Annotated in this window: 15 protein-coding genes; 9 read left to right on the forward strand and 6 right to left on the reverse strand. The window is 73.0% G+C overall.

Annotation, left to right across the window (positions count from 1 at the left end; genetic code table 11):
- Positions 1-38 precede the first annotated feature (38 nt).
- Entirely contained in the window at positions 39-1,010 is a 972-nt protein-coding gene (locus MILUP08_RS07550; RefSeq protein ID WP_007456268.1) for a daunorubicin resistance protein DrrA family ABC transporter ATP-binding protein, read from the forward strand.
- Positions 1,007-1,816 carry an ABC transporter permease gene (locus MILUP08_RS07555; protein WP_007456270.1) on the forward strand — a complete coding sequence of 270 codons (810 nt, stop codon included), beginning with the start codon at positions 1,007-1,009 and terminating at the stop codon, positions 1,814-1,816. The genes MILUP08_RS07550 and MILUP08_RS07555 overlap by 4 nt, the downstream gene beginning before the upstream one ends.
- On the opposite strand, the gene MILUP08_RS07560 is transcribed toward MILUP08_RS07555, so the two are convergent.
- Genes MILUP08_RS07560 through MILUP08_RS07575 form a run of 4 tightly spaced genes read right to left on the reverse strand, consistent with a single transcriptional unit; the run spans position 1,800 to position 6,267 of the window.
- Positions 1,800-5,069, reverse strand: a complete 3,270-nt coding sequence (locus tag MILUP08_RS07560) for an AfsR/SARP family transcriptional regulator (RefSeq protein ID WP_039907432.1) — start codon at positions 5,067-5,069, stop codon at positions 1,800-1,802. The genes MILUP08_RS07555 and MILUP08_RS07560 overlap by 17 nt on opposite strands.
- Positions 5,070-5,128: 59 nt before the next feature.
- A complete protein-coding gene (locus MILUP08_RS07565) occupies positions 5,129-5,545 on the reverse strand; it encodes a PLD nuclease N-terminal domain-containing protein (protein WP_007456274.1) in 417 nt (138 codons plus the stop codon).
- A gap of 27 nt (positions 5,546-5,572) precedes the next feature.
- On the reverse strand, positions 5,573-5,878 hold the full coding sequence (locus tag MILUP08_RS07570) for a DUF202 domain-containing protein (RefSeq protein WP_007456276.1): 306 nt from the start codon (positions 5,876-5,878) through the stop codon (positions 5,573-5,575).
- Positions 5,875-6,267: a YidH family protein gene (locus MILUP08_RS07575; protein ID WP_007456278.1), complete on the reverse strand. Its 393-nt coding sequence runs from the start codon at positions 6,265-6,267 to the stop codon at positions 5,875-5,877. The genes MILUP08_RS07570 and MILUP08_RS07575 overlap by 4 nt, the downstream gene beginning before the upstream one ends.
- 42 nt (positions 6,268-6,309) lie before the next feature.
- On the opposite strand from MILUP08_RS07575, the gene MILUP08_RS07580 reads away from it, so the two are divergent.
- The 4 genes from MILUP08_RS07580 to MILUP08_RS07595 all read left to right on the forward strand — a co-directional run bounded on the left by MILUP08_RS07580 (position 6,310) and on the right by MILUP08_RS07595 (position 9,447).
- The gene (locus MILUP08_RS07580; protein WP_007456280.1) at positions 6,310-7,107 is read left to right on the forward strand and encodes a GNAT family N-acetyltransferase; all 798 of its coding nucleotides are present in this window, start codon (positions 6,310-6,312) and stop codon (positions 7,105-7,107) included.
- Positions 7,104-7,517 carry a hypothetical protein gene (locus tag MILUP08_RS07585; protein WP_039905572.1) on the forward strand — a complete coding sequence of 138 codons (414 nt, stop codon included), beginning with the start codon at positions 7,104-7,106 and terminating at the stop codon, positions 7,515-7,517. The genes MILUP08_RS07580 and MILUP08_RS07585 overlap by 4 nt, the downstream gene beginning before the upstream one ends.
- A gap of 176 nt (positions 7,518-7,693) precedes the next feature.
- A complete protein-coding gene (locus MILUP08_RS07590; RefSeq protein WP_007456284.1) occupies positions 7,694-8,473 on the forward strand; it encodes an electron transfer flavoprotein subunit beta/FixA family protein in 780 nt (259 codons plus the stop codon).
- A 14-nt stretch (positions 8,474-8,487) separates the two neighbouring features.
- Entirely contained in the window at positions 8,488-9,447 is a 960-nt protein-coding gene (locus MILUP08_RS07595) for an electron transfer flavoprotein subunit alpha/FixB family protein (RefSeq protein WP_007456287.1), read from the forward strand.
- A gap of 93 nt (positions 9,448-9,540) precedes the next feature.
- On the opposite strand, the gene MILUP08_RS07600 is transcribed toward MILUP08_RS07595, so the two are convergent.
- Both MILUP08_RS07600 and MILUP08_RS07605 read right to left on the reverse strand, forming a co-directional pair.
- A complete protein-coding gene (locus MILUP08_RS07600; protein WP_007456291.1) occupies positions 9,541-10,497 on the reverse strand; it encodes an anti-sigma factor in 957 nt (318 codons plus the stop codon).
- The gene (locus tag MILUP08_RS07605) at positions 10,451-11,053 is read right to left on the reverse strand and encodes an RNA polymerase sigma factor (RefSeq protein ID WP_007456293.1); all 603 of its coding nucleotides are present in this window, start codon (positions 11,051-11,053) and stop codon (positions 10,451-10,453) included. Before MILUP08_RS07605 ends, MILUP08_RS07600 begins: the two co-directional genes overlap by 47 nt.
- 230 nt (positions 11,054-11,283) lie before the next feature.
- On the opposite strand from MILUP08_RS07605, the gene MILUP08_RS07610 reads away from it, so the two are divergent.
- The 3 genes from MILUP08_RS07610 to MILUP08_RS07620 all read left to right on the forward strand — a co-directional run bounded on the left by MILUP08_RS07610 (position 11,284) and on the right by MILUP08_RS07620 (position 14,221).
- Positions 11,284-12,114: a DUF4397 domain-containing protein gene (locus MILUP08_RS07610; RefSeq protein ID WP_007456295.1), complete on the forward strand. Its 831-nt coding sequence runs from the start codon at positions 11,284-11,286 to the stop codon at positions 12,112-12,114.
- On the forward strand, positions 12,111-12,770 hold the full coding sequence (locus MILUP08_RS07615) for a class F sortase (protein WP_007456297.1): 660 nt from the start codon (positions 12,111-12,113) through the stop codon (positions 12,768-12,770). The genes MILUP08_RS07610 and MILUP08_RS07615 overlap by 4 nt, the downstream gene beginning before the upstream one ends.
- A 113-nt stretch (positions 12,771-12,883) precedes the next feature.
- Complete coding sequence (locus MILUP08_RS07620; RefSeq protein ID WP_007456299.1) at positions 12,884-14,221, forward strand: cysteine desulfurase family protein; 1,338 nt, start codon at positions 12,884-12,886, stop codon at positions 14,219-14,221.
- Positions 14,222-14,232 lie beyond the last annotated feature (11 nt).

Below are 14,232 nucleotides of genomic sequence, written 5' to 3' on the forward strand. Positions count from 1 at the left end.
CATGGTGGTGTCATCACCCGCAGACGACAGGAGTTGCGATGGACCACGCGATCCGCGCCGAGGGTCTGGTGCGGCGTTTCGGCGCCACCACCGCCCTCGCCGGAGTTGACCTGGCGGTCCCCACGGGGACGGTCTTCGGTCTGCTCGGGCCGAACGGCGCCGGCAAGACCACTGCGGTACGGGTGCTCGCCACCCTGCTGCGCGCCGACGAGGGACATGCCACGGTGGGCGGGTTCGACGTGGTCCGCGACGCCCACCGCGTGCGTCAGCTCATCGGCCTCACCGGCCAGTACGCCTCGGTCGACGAGACCCTGACCGGCGCGGAGAACCTGCTGCTGATCGGGCGGCTGCTCGGGCTCGGTCGGGCCGACGCCAAGCGGCGGGGCCGGCAACTGCTCGACGACTTCGGGCTCAGCGACGCCGCCGACCGGGCGGTGAAGACGTTCTCCGGCGGGATGCGGCGGCGTCTGGACCTCGCCGCCAGCCTGGTCGGTCGGCCGCAGGTGCTGTTCCTCGACGAGCCGACCACGGGCCTGGACCCGCGCAGCCGCAACGACCTGTGGGACATCGTCCGCACACTTGTCGCGGACGGTGTCACGGTGCTGCTCACCACCCAGTATCTGGAGGAGGCCGACCAGCTCGCCGGTCAGATCGCCGTTGTCGACCACGGGCGGGTGATCGCCCAGGGCACGCCGGAGGAGCTGAAGGCCAAGACCGGCGGGCAGACCCTCACCGTGCGCCCGGTCGACGTCGCCGACCTCGCCACAGTGGTCGCCATCGCCGGCGAGGTGGCCGGCGTGACCCCCGACGTCGCGCAGACCGCGGTCACCGTCGCGGTGAACGATCCTCGCGTGCTGCCCGTCATGGTGGGCCGCCTCGACGCGGCAGAGATCCCGGTCGCCGAGCTGGCGCTGCGCGGCGCCAGCCTGGACGAGGTCTTCCTCTCCCTCACCGGCCACCGGGCCGAGGACGCCCCGGCCGACACCGACCTGGAAAGGACCCCGGCATGACCGCCGTGACCCTCAGCCCCGCCCTCGCCCCGGCCCGTCGACTCGGCGTCACCGCCGGGTTGCGGCACACCTTCACGCTGGCCTGGCGCAGCCTGGTGCAGATCAAACACAACCCGATGGAGCTGCTCGACCTGAGCATCCAGCCGGTGATGTTCGTGCTGCTGTTCACCTACGTCTTCGGCACCGCCATCGCCGGCTCGTCCGGCGAGTACCTCACCTTCATGCTGCCCGGCATCATGGTGCAGAACGCGCTCTTCGCCACGATGACGACGGGGTTCGGGCTGAACAACGACCTCACCAAGGGCGTCTTCGACCGGCTGCGGGCGCTGCCCATCGCCCGGTGGGCGCCGCTGGCCGGCCGGATCCTCGCCGACACCGTCAAGCAGGCGTGGTCGATCGCGCTGCTGCTCGGCGTCGGGTCGATCCTCGGTTTCCGGGTCGGCAACGGCGTGCTCGGCGTGGTGGGGGCGTTCGCGCTGCTGCTGGCGTTCACGCTTGCCGCGTCCTGGATCTCGGTGCTGGTCGGGGTGCTGGTGAGCGAACCCGACAAGGTGCAGATCTTCGGCTTCATGGTGATCTTCCCGCTGACCTTCACCAGCAACATCTTCGTCCCGACCGACCGGATGCCGGGCTGGTTGCAGAACTGGGTGGAGGTCAACCCGGTGACCGTGGTGGCCGACGCGCTGCGCGGGCTGCTGGTCGGCGGGCCGGTGGCCGGGCCGGTCCTCCAGACGCTGCTCTGGGGCGCCGGCATCGCGGTGGTCTTCGCGCCGCTGGCCGTACGCGGCCTCAAGCGTCGAGTGTGACCCGCAGCAGCTCCGGCACCCCGTCCGATCGGACGCGCCGGCCGCCCGCGTACGCCTCGGTGAACTCCGACTCGCCGAGCGCCGCGCGGGCGGCCAGCGCCACCCGGATCGCGTCGAGCGCGCCCTGGTCGTCGCCGCCGCGTACCCCGTCGGCCGCGCCGAGCACGGTGGCCGCCACGGCCGGTCGTCCGCTGCGCAGGGCGAGGTCCGCGTAACCGACAAGCGTGATCGCGACCACCGGCGCGTCGCCGGAGGCGAGCGCCAGCTCCAGGGCCTGGTCCAGGTGGGTACGCGCGACCGCAGGCTCCCCCTGGGCCGCGGCGACGTGCCCGAGCGAGGTGGCCAGCATGGCACTCCACTGCGGAGCGATGCTCCGCCGCCGGACCAGCTCCGCCGCCCGATCCGCCCAGCGGGCGGCCTGCTCCCAGTCGCCGCAGTCGCGCAGCAGCTCCGACCAGACGTGGGCGACGCCGGCCCGCGGTTCGTCGGCGCCCAGCCGTTCGGCCTCCTCCTGCGCCTCGGTGAGCAGCGTGCGGGCCAGCTCGTGCTCGCCCACCTGCCAGTACAGCTGAGCCAGCCGGGACCGCATCTGCGGCACGTCCTCGGCGGCGCCCAGCTCCTCGACGTCGCGCAGGGCGGCGCGGAGCTGGTCGATGGCGAAGTCCCGGTCGCCGGTCCGACCGGCCAGCTCGCCCAGGGAGAAGCGCGTGGTGGAGAGGCCCCACCGGTCCCCGACGCCGCTGAACAGCTCCAACGCGGCACGGAAGTCGTCGGCCGCGCTCTCGGCCGGCACGCCCAGGTTGAGCTGGGTGTGCCCGTGCATCATGCGGGCCGCCCCGGCCACCCACGGGTCCTCGTCGGTGAAGAGTCGCCGCAGGGCGGCCAGCCCCTGCACCTGCGTCGCCGGATCGAACATGAGGGTCATCGCTCCGGCCATCCGCAGCAGGGGCGAGTCGGCGCCGCCGTCGGCCAGGGTCACCACCCGGTGCATCCAGACCTGGGCCGTCTCGAAGTCGGCGTGGGCACTGAGGGTGTTCAACGCCCCGGCGAGGTACGCGCTCGCCAGCGCGGTCGCGGTCGGTTTGTCGTCGTCCCCGTCCGGCCGGCCGACGGACCGTTCGGCCAGGACGAGCACCTCCCGGGCGAGGTCCGCGCCCTCCAGTCGGTTGCCGCGCGACCACCAGTACCACCCGAGCGCGCCGGTCAACCGGACCGCCCGGGTGACCTCGTCGGCCCCGATCGCCCAGCGCAGCGCGCCGTGCAGATTGTCGTGTTCCGCGCGCAGGCGCCGGACCCAGCGCAACTGGTCCCGACCGCGCAGCTCCCGGTCGGCCCGCTCGGCGAGCTGGAGGAACTCGTCGGCGTGTGCCCGCCGGACCCGCTGCTCCTCGCCTGCCTCGCCCAGCCGGTCGAGCCCGTACTCCCGGATCGTCTCCAGCATCTGGTAGCGCGGTTCGGCGGCATCGCTGACGATCACCAGCGACTTCTCCACCAGGGCGAAGAGCCGGTCGAGCACCTCGGGCGCGGCCAGTTCGCCGCCGCCGCAGACCCGCTCCACGGCGGCCGCCGTGGCACCGCCGGCAAAGACGGCGAGTCGCCGCCACAACGCCCGGTCGGCCTCGTCGAGCAGGTCCCAGCTCCAGTCCACCACCGCGCGCAGCGTCTGGTGGCGGGGCAACGCCGTCCGGCTGCCACCGGTGAGCAGCCGGAACCTGTCGTCCAGCCGGGTCGCGACCTGCTCGGCCGTCATGGCGCGCAACCGGGCGGCAGCCAGCTCGATGGCGAGCGGCATACCGTCCAGCGACCGGCAGATGCCCACCACCGGCCCGACCGTGCGGTCGTCCACCTCGAAGTCCGGTCGTACGGCGGCGGCCCGGTCGGCGAAGAGACGCACCGACGGGTACGTCAGCGCGGTGACCGGGTCGGCGCCGGTGGGCGGCTGCTCCAGGGACTCGACGGGGTGCAGCGCCTCGCCGGTGATGCCCAGCGGCTCCCGGCTGGTGACCAGCACCCGTACGTCGGGGCAGGCGGTGAGCAGCCGGTCGGCCAACTCGGCGGCGGCGTCCAGGAGGTGCTCGCAGTTGTCCAGGACCAGCAGCGCCCGCCGGCTGGCCAACGCGTCGATGGCCCGGACGGTCGGCTCGGTGGCCTCCCCGGGTGGGATCCGGGATTGACTGCCGGCGAAGAACGCCTGCTCCCGGAGACCGAGCAGGCCCAGCAGCGCCTGCGGCACCTCGGCCGGCTCGGTCACCGGGGCCAGCTCGACGAGCCAGACCCCGTCCGGGAACCGCGCCGCCACCTCGCGGGCGGACTCGATCGCGAGTCGGGTCTTGCCGGCGCCCCCGGGCCCGGTGAGGGTGACCAGCCGAGCCCGGTCGAGCAGGGCGCCGACCCGGTCGACGGCCGCTTCCCGGCCGACGAAGCTGGTCAACGCCGTCGGTAGGGCGCCCCGGGCGCGGGCCGCCGCCGACGGCGCGGGCGCGCTGCGGGGCGCGGTGTGGGTGTCGGGCGGGGCGGGGTCGACCGGCTGACCGCGCAGCACCGCCAGGTGCAGGGCGGCCACCTCCGGTCCGGGATCGGCGCCGAGCGTGTCGGCCAGTTCGGTGCGGAGCCGCTCGTACGCGGCGAGCGCCTCGGACGGGCGGCCCGCCCGGTGCAGGGTGCGGATCAGCTGCCCGGCCAGGCGCTCCCGCAGCGGGTACGCGGTGACCAGCTCCCGCAACCAGGGCACCAGGTGCGCGGGGTCCTCCAGCGTCGAACGGGCCTCGATCAGCTCCTCGGTGGCGGTGAGCCGCAGCTCGTCCAGCCGGGCCAGCGGGGCGCGGGCGAACGGGGCGCCGGCCACGTCGGCCAGCGCCGACCCGCGCCACAGCGCGAGCGCTTCCTCGAGCACCTTGCGGGCAGCTCCCGGGTCGGCGGGCAGCAGTGCCCGGCCGGCGAGCACAGCGGCCTCGAACCGGTGCAGGTCGACGGCCTCCGGGTCGAGGGTGAGCCGGTATCCGCCGGGACGCGCGTCGACTGGCAGCCCGGGCACGGCCCGGCGGAGCCGGGAGACCAGCGCCTGGAGCGCGTTACCCGCGGCGGCCGGCGGCTCGTCCTCCCAGAGGGCGTCGACCAGGTGCGCGACGCTGACCACCCGGCCGGGAGCCAGGGCCAGCAGGATCAGCAGCCGGCGCAGCCGCGCTCCGTGGATCTCGATCGTCGTCGTCGGATCGACCCGGACCTGCAACGGGCCGAGCAGGCTGATCTGCACTCCGCCGATTGTGCCGCCCGCCGGGCCGGACGCCGGCACCGGCGCGGCCGGGCTGCTGTTCACACCTCCGGCCGGTCACCCTCACGGGGTGGGTCACCGTCGCGGCGGCGCAGGTCGTCCTCACGCCGACGCAGGTCCTCCTCCCAGCGGCGGAAGAGTTCCTGGTCCTGCTGGCGGGAGCCGTCCTGCACGGAGCGGAGGAACTCCGGGTCGTCGTCGGGAGCGAGCGGGCGGCGCGGCTGCCGTCCGGTGGAGGCGCCGCCTGCGGGCCACGCCCTGCGGGCCGCGGGGTCGGGCTCCCGTCCGGCGACGAACCAGGCGATCGACCCGACCAGGGGGAAGAACAGGATGATCAGCACCCAGGCGATCCGGGGCAGGGCGCGGATCTGGCCCTCCTCGGCGGAGAGGCAACTGATCAGCGCGCAGACGGCGAGGACAATCTGCGCCAGGAAGAGGAGAACGTACAGCCGGGCCATGCACCCATCATGGCGCACCGCGTCGCGTCACCACAGTCCGCGAACGGTCACCAGCACGCCGAGCAGCGCGAGCCCGACGGTGCCCAGCGCGACCAGCGGTAACGTCCGGCCGCCGGTGCGGGCCGCCCCCGTGCCGGTGCTCCGGGGCCAGCAGAGCACGAGCGCGCCGCCCCAGACCAGGACTGCCGCACCGGCGACCAGCGCTCCGAACGGGCCGCCGTTCGACGCCAACCGGACGGCGAGCGCGGTCACCACGGTCAGCGTCAGCAGGGTGCGCCGCCAGGCCAGCCGGGTCCGCTCCGGTTGCAGCCCCGGATCGCGTCCGGCGCTCACCGTCCGCCGATCGCCCGCGCCAGCACCGCGATGACCAGCAGCACCGCGCCGGCGCCCACGGCGAGGGCGAGGACGGCGGGGAAGCGGGAGGCGGGCAGCTCCTGACCGAGCCGGATGGCCCGTTCGGTACGCGCCCAGTGGTCCACCGCGCGGATCGCGACGGCGCCGCCGAGCAGCAGCAGTGCGACCGCGATGACCTCCCGCAGGTGACTCATCGGCAGTTGCGGAAGGAACTGCGCGGCGGCCAGCCCGCCACCGACAAGCGCCAGGCTGGTGCGCAACCAGGCCAGGAAGGTCCGCTCGTTGGCCAGGGAGAACCGGTAGTCCGGCGTCTCACCGACGGCGCGCGCCTCGGCCGGGTCGAACCACTGCCTGATCGCCTCCCACATGCTGGGAGATTATCCGCTTCCCTCGGGCCTTAGCCTGATGTGGTGACGGATCTTGATGTGACCACCCTGCGCACCGCCTACGACAACCAGCTCCGCCCGGAGATCCCCGACCCGGTCCCGGCCGGGGTGACTGTGGAGCGGGACGGGCCGCTGGTCCGGATCATCGGGCTGGACGCCGGCGGGTTCCTCACCTACCGCGACCTGGGCGGCTTGACCGGCGACGCCCTCGACGAGCTGATCGCCCGGCAGGTGGCGCTGTTCCGCGAGCGCGGCCAGTCGGTCGAGTGGAAGCTCAACGAGCACGACGAACCGGCGGACCTGGCGGACCGGCTGCGCGCCGCCGGCTTCGTGCCGGAGGACCGGGAGACCGTCGTCGTCGGGCCGGTCGCGCCGCTTGCCGCCGCGCTGCCCGTCGTCCCCGAGGGCGTACGCCTGCGGGAGGTCACCTCCCGCGTCGACCTGGAGCGGATCGCCGCCATGGAGGAGGAGGTCTGGCAGGAGGACCGCTCGCACCTCGTCACGGGTCTGGCCAAGGAGATCGACGCCGACCCGAACTCGATCACCGTTGTGGTGGCCGAGGCGGACGACACGGTGGTGAGCGCCGGCTGGGTGCGGTTCCCGGCGAACACCGGCTTCGCCACCCTGTGGGGCGGCTCGACCCTGCCGCAGTGGCGGCACCGGGGCATCTACCGCGCGCTTGTCAACCATCGGGCCCGGCTGGCCGAGCAGCGGGGTCGCACGCACATGCAGGTCGACTGTTCCGAGGACAGCCGACCGATCCTGCAGCGACTCGGTCTCGTCCCGGTCACCACCACCACCCCGTACGTCTACACTCCGTGATCATGGAGCAGCGGTTGACCGACGAGGAGCGCCTGACCCTCAAGACGGGCGCCTTCGGCGCGGTCTTCCTGGTCTCGAACGCCGACCCGGGGATGCTGGGCGTGATCCGGGAGAGCGTCGCCGCCTCCGGCGCGCTGGCCGATGCCAGTGGGGTGGTCAAGGAGGCGCTGACCACCGGTCCGCTGCCCCGGCTGCCCCGGGACTCCCAGTTGGAGATCGAGTCGGTCGTGTTGCCGGCGCTCGGCCGGGCGGTGCGGATCCTGCGGGAGAAGTCGCCGGCCGACGTCGAGGCGTACCGGTCGGTGGTGCTGACCGCGGCGGACCGGGTGGCCCGCGCGCACGACGGGGTGGCACCGGCGGAGGCCGCCGCCATCGACCAGATCCGGGACGCGCTGGCCGAGCCCGCCTGACGGGTGAGCTGTGTCACTCTCCGTGCCGGTTAGTCGCAACCTACTGGCAGGTAACATTGCGCTCGTGGGCAACTGCACAACAGCCCGCGGTTGACCTGGCGTCGACCGACGCGCGAGGCTGCGGCCCAACCGGGCGAGCCAATCGCAACACCACACAGGAGGGTCGTCGAAGCGCGATGAACATCGTCGTACTCGTCAAGCAGGTGCCTGATTCGGGCGCGGACCGCAACCTGCGCAATGACGACAACACCGTCGACCGCGGTTCGGCGAACAACGTGATCAACGAGATGGACGAGTACGCCATCGAGGAGGCGCTGAAGATCAAGGAGGCGCACGGTGGCGAGGTCACCATCCTGACGATGGGTCCGGACCGGGCGACCGAGTCGATCCGCAAGGCACTCTCCATGGGCCCCGACAAGGCCGTCCACGTGCTGGACGACGCCCTGCACGGATCCTGCGCCGTGGCCACCTCGAAGGTGCTCGCCGCCGCCCTCGGTCAGCTCAACGCCGACCTGGTGATCTGTGGCGCCGAGTCCACCGACGGCCGGGTCCAGGTCATGCCGCACATGATCGCCGAGCGGCTCGGCGTCGCGGCGCTCACCGGCGCCCGCAAGCTCACCGTCGACGGCGCCACGCTCACCGTCGAGCGGCAGACCGAGGAGGGCTACGAGGTCGTCACCGCCTCCACCCCGGCCGTGGTCTCCGTGTGGGACACCATCAACGAGCCGCGCTACCCCTCGTTCAAGGGCATCATGGCCGCCAAGAAGAAGCCGGTGCAGACGTTCTCCCTGGCCGACCTCGGCGTCGCGCCGACCGAGGTGGGCTTCGACGGTGCGACGAGCGCCGTCGTCGAGCACACCAAGCGCCCGCCACGCTCCGGCGGTGCCAAGATCACCGATGAGGGCGAGGGCGGCGTCAAGCTGGTCGAGTTCCTCGCCACCGAAAAGTTCGTGTGAGAGCGGGTCTGGACATGTCTGAGGTTCTCGTCGTCGTCGAAGCCACAAAGGAATTCGGCGTCAAGAAGGTCACCCTGGAGATGCTCACCCTCGCCCGTGAGTTGGGCACCCCGAGCGCCGTGGTGCTCGGTGGCGCCGGCGCCGCCGAGGCGCTGAGCGCCAAGCTGGGCGAGTACGGCGCGGAGAAGATCTACGCCGCCGAGGGTGACGAGATCGACGGCTACCTGGTGGCGCCCAAGGCCACCGTGCTGGCCGAGCTGGTCAAGCGGGTGCAGCCGTCCGCCGTGCTGCTGGCGTCGGCCCAGGAGGGCAAGGAGATCGCCGCCCGCCTCGCCGTCAAGCTGGACAACGGCATCCTGACCGACGTGGTCGGCCTGGCCGCCGACGGCACCGCGACCCAGGTCGCCTTCGCCGGCTCCACCATCGTCAAGTCCAAGGTCACCAAGGGCCTGCCGCTGGTCACCGTGCGACCCAACTCGGTCACCCCGAGCCCGGCCGCCGCGAGCCCGGCGATCGAGCAGCTCACCGTGTCGGTCACCGACACCGACAAGCTGGCCAAGGTCGTCGAGCGGGTCGCCGAGCAGAAGGGCTCCCGCCCCGAGCTGACCGAGGCCGGCGTGGTCGTCTCCGGTGGCCGGGGTGTCGGCAACGCCGACAACTTCAAGCTGGTCGAGGAGCTGGCCGACCTGCTCGGCGGCGCCGTCGGCGCGTCCCGCGCGGCTGTCGACTCCGGCTTCTACCCGCACCAGTTCCAGGTGGGCCAGACCGGCAAGACGGTCTCCCCGCAGCTCTACGTCGCGCTCGGCATCTCCGGCGCCATCCAGCACCGGGCCGGCATGCAGACCTCGAAGACGATCGTCGCCGTCAACAAGGACGGCGAGGCCCCGATCTTCGAGCTGGCCGACTTCGGCGTGGTGGGCGACCTTTTCAAGATCGTCCCGCAGGCCGCCGAGGAGATCCGCAAGCGCAAGTGACCGCGTGACAGAGAAAGTGGCCGCCCGTCGCCGGGCGGCCACTTTTTCGTGGGGAGCTGATCGGCGGGCCGGGGAGCTGAGCCGGCCCGCCGATCAGCCCGTCAGGGTGCCTCTCAACAGGCTGTCGCCGGAGTGGCGGGTGTTGTTGTCGTACTGCTCGGCGGAGACGTCGACCACCGAGTAGCTCTTGAGATCGACATTCGGGGGCAGGGGCAGCAGAGCGTCCGAGTCGCCACCGAGGGTGCCGATCGAGAACATCTCCATGTTCGTCGGGTTGATGAGCCAGACCTCGTAGTACCCCGGCACGCGCGGGAGATTCGCCACATGCAGATGCAGTTGGCCGCTCTGCAGGACCCGCGCGTCACCCTGGGCCGACTTCGGCGTCGAGCCGAACGCCGCCAGCGGCGCGCTGGCCAGCACCGCGGGCGTCGGAGTGGGCGCCGGCTCGTCCGGACGCAGCACCGAGACCGTGCCCACCACGCCGATCGCCGCAGCCGCGACGGCGGTCACCGCGCTGGCCGCCCAGCGCGACCAGCCGGCACGGCGTCGGGCCCGTGACCTGCCGCCCGCTCCGGGGCCTCCTGCCACACCCGGCCCCGAAAGGCCACCCGCCGAGCCGCCCGGCCGCTGCCCGATCGTCGCTTTCCCGATCGTCGCTTTCCCGATCGTTGCCGGCTCGGTCGTCGCCGGCTCGGTCGTCGCCTGCTCGGTCGTCGCCGGCCCGGTCGTCGCCTGCCCGATCGTTGCCGGCTCGGTCGTCGCAGGCTCGGTCGTCGCGTCCTCGGCGGCCTGCTGGCGGCGGGCCTCGGTCAGCGACGGCACGGCCTCGGCCGCTCTGATCTCGGCGGCGATGCCCTGCCAGATGTGCTCCGGCGGGTCGGGCAGGTCACCCAGGCCCTGGGTCTCCACGCCGAGCCCGGCCACCTGCCGCAGGGCCGTCAGCTCCGTGCCGCAGTGCGCGCAGGTGTCGAGGTGGGTGCTCTCCCCGTCGTCCGCATCGCTCTCACCGAGCGCCAGAAAAACCAGCCGCTCGTGCTCCAGGTGCTGCACCGTCCACCTCCCATCTGCGTTTCAAGCTCGCCATGCCGCGTCGGATGTGACTCTTCACGGTGCCCAGCGGCACCCCGGTCACCGTGGCTATCTGCTGGTGTGTCAGGTCGTCGTAGAAGGCCAGCTCCAGCATGCGTCGCTGGTCGTCGGGCAGTCGTGCCAGCTCGTCGGCGATCACCAGCCGGTCCACCACCCGGTCCGGGTCCGGCGCGGTCTGTGCCGGCTCGGGCAACTGCCGGACCGTCTCCACCACCCGGGTCTCCCGCGCGGTGGCCCGCATCCGGTCGATCACCTTGCGCCGGCCGATCCCGAGCAGCCAGCCGATCAACGAGCCCTTGGCCGGATCGAAGGTGTCCCGCCCCAGCCAGGCGGCCACGAACGTCGCCTGGGTCACGTCCTCGGCGTCGGCGCGGTTGGCCAGCATGGAGGTGGCCAGGTGGAGCACGGCGCGGCCGTAGCGGTCGTACGCCTCGCGCAGCGCCACCTCGTCGCCGGACCGGAACCGGGGCGCGAGGTCGTCCACCGGTGGGTCCGGTTGCTGCGGTAACGCCGTCATCGGGCGGCCAGCCTTCGATGGGGCATGCCCGACTGTAGCTGCCACAGCCTCCGCCCCACTCTCCCGGTCGATGTCATCTCACCAGCTCTTCGTCCGCCGGGCCCGGTCCGGATGCGGTCGCGGCCGGAAAAAGAAATCGCGTCGAGGGCGCATCCACCCGTCGCGGAGCCGGCGTAACCCGTTCTGCAAGCCAGGCCTGACGAACCAGCACCAATCACCAGGAGGCAGACATGCAGCTCTCGTACTTCCGTCGGGTCGCCGCGGGCGGCGCCGTCGCCGCGTTGGCCTTCGCCGGCGTCGCGGCGTTCACCGCCACCCCCGCGTACGCCGCCACCTCGAAGGTCTCGGTCGTGCACGGCATCCCGGACACCCCTGTCGACGTCTACGTCAACGGCAAGAAGACGCTCGACAACTTCAAGCCCGGTGACGTGGCCGGCCCGCTGAGCCTGGCCGAGGGCGAGTACGACATCGCCCTCACCAAGCCGGGCGAGCCGGTCGGCAGCGCGATCCTCAAGGTCGACAACGCCGAGGTGCCGGGCGGGGCGAACATCAGCATCGCCGCGCACCTCGACGCCGCCGGCAAGCCGAAGATCACGCCGTTCGTGAACGACGTCTCGAAGGTCGACGCCGGCAAGGCCCGACTGATCGTCCGGCACACCGCCGCCGCACCGGCGGTCGACGTGCGTGCCGGTGGCACCCCGGTCTTCAAGGGCCTGACCAACCCGAAGGAGGCCAAGGGCGACGTCGACGCCGGCACGGTGAAGGCGGACGTGGTGCTGGCCGGCACCGACACCGTTGCCATCGGCCCGGCGGACCTCAACCTCAAGGAGGGCACCGCGACGATCGTCTACGCGATCGGCTCCGCCGAGGGCAAGACCCTCGACGTGGTGGCCCAGACGATCACCGGCCTGCACTCCGCCCCGGGCGGCGTGCCGAGCGGTGACGGCGGCCAGGCGGGCACCGGCGTGCAGACCTGGTGGTACGCGCTGACCGGTGCCGGCGTACTCCTGCTGCTCGGTGGTGGGGTGCGGATGGCGACCGCGCGGACCGGTCGCAAGTGACGGTGCGCAACCGCGGCGCGCTGGCGGCCCTGGCCGCCGGCGTTGCCGCGCTCACCGTCGCCACCCTGGTGGCGTGCAACTCCCAGCCGGCCGGGAACGTCGGCGTCGAGGAGGCGAGCACCCTTGCCGCCAGCGCGACCCCCTCGGCCGTCGAGGGCGACCCGTCGGTGCCGGTGACGGCCGGCGAGCTGCCCGCCGGCGCCCGGATCGTCCCTCCGGTCCGGCTGGTGATCCCCGGGATCGACGTCACCGCCACCGTCAACGCGGTAGGCATCAACGAGCGGACCAACGAGTTCGAGGTGCCGCCCAGCGTCGACCAGATCGGCTGGTACCGCTACGGACCCGGCCTCGAGACGGACGCCGGATCGGTCGTCATCGCCGGTCACGTGGACAGCGCCAAGCAGGGCCGGGGGGCGTTCTTCCGGCTGCGGGAGCTGGACCAGGGCGACACCCTGACCGCGACCGGCAGCGACGGCAAGGCACGGAAGTACCGGGTCGTCGCCCGGGAGGAGTACGCCAAGACGAAGATCCCGTTGGAGCGGTACTTCGCCCGCGACGGCAAGCCGCGACTGACTCTGATCACCTGCGGCGGGCCGTTCGACGCCAAGGCCCGCAAGTACCGCGACAACATCGTCGTCACGGCGGTGCCCGCCTGACCGGGCGCTCCGGGGCGGGCGGAGCCCTCCGCCCGCCCCGGCCCGCGTCCCGCAGGCGTCGGGGTCCCCTCCGGCATTCGGCCCCCGACCCCTCGGCCGTACGCTGAACGGTGATGGCTTACCTGGATCACGCGGCGACGACTCCGATGCTCGACGAGGCACTGGAGGCGTACGTCGCTACCGCCCGCGAGGTCGGCAACGCGTCCTCCCTGCACGCGGCGGGTCGTCGTGCCCGTCGCCGGGTCGAGGAGTCGCGCGAGCGGGTGGCCGCGGTGCTGGGCGCCCGGCCGTCCGAGGTGATCTTCACCGGTGGCGGCACGGAGAGCGACAACCTCGCCGTCAAGGGCATTTTCTGGGCCCGCCGGGGCAACGGCCCCGACCGGCGGCGGGTGATCTCCAGCGCCGTCGAGCACCACGCCGTGCTGGACTCGGTCGACTGGCTTGTCGAGCACGAGAGCGCCGAGGTCGGCTGGCTGCCGGTGGACGCCGCGGGCCGGCTCGACCCGGACGACCTGCGTGCCGAGCTGACCGCACACGCCGACCGGGTGGCAGTGGTCACCGCGATGTGGGCCAACAACGAGGTCGGCACCGTGCAGCCGGTGGCCGAGCTGGCCGCCGTCGCCGCCGAGCACGGCGTGCCCTTCCACACCGATGCCGTCCAGGCCGTCGGGCAGGTGCCCGTCGACTTCGCCGCCAGCGGGGCCGCCGCGCTTACCGTCACCGGGCACAAGCTGGGCGGCCCGACCGGGGTGGGCGCGCTGTTGCTGGGCCGCGACGTCGCGGCCGTACCGCTGCTGCACGGCGGCGGCCAGGAACGCGACGTCCGCTCCGGCACGCTCGACACCGCGGGCATCGTCGCCTTCGCGGTCGCCGTCGAGACGGCGGTGAAGGGCCAGCAGGAGTACGCGGCCCGGGTGGCCGCGCTGCGCGACGACCTGATCGAGCGGGTCCGTCGGGCGGTGCCCGAGGTGGTCTACAACGGCGATCCGACCGACCGGCTGCCCGGCAACGCGCACTTTTCCTTCCCGGGCTGCGAGGGCGACGCCCTGCTGCTCCTGCTGGACGCCCAGGGCATCGCCTGCTCGACGGGTTCGGCCTGCTCGGCGGGGGTGGCTCAGCCCTCGCACGTGCTGCTGGCGATGGGCGCCGACGACGATCGCGCCCGTTCCTCGCTGCGTTTCACCCTCGGTCACACCAGCAGCCAGGCCGACGTGGACGCCCTCGTCGCGGCCCTGCCGGCGGCGGTGGAACGCGCCCGCCGCGCAGCAGCCCCCCGAACCCCCCGCCTGACCCCCCACCCCCCCACCCCCCGCCCCCCACCGGTCCCCGGCCCCCTCCGGCGCACCCCGTCGATCATGAAGTTGTTGCCCCGCCGATCGGCGTGTCGTGCCGATAACTTCATGATCGACGGGGTGGCTCCGGGAGGGCCGACCGGTTGGTGTGCGGGTTGACCGGGGGCGGC

This window comes from Micromonospora lupini str. Lupac 08 (genome assembly GCF_000297395.2).
GTDB lineage: Bacteria > Actinomycetota > Actinomycetes > Mycobacteriales > Micromonosporaceae > Micromonospora > Micromonospora lupini.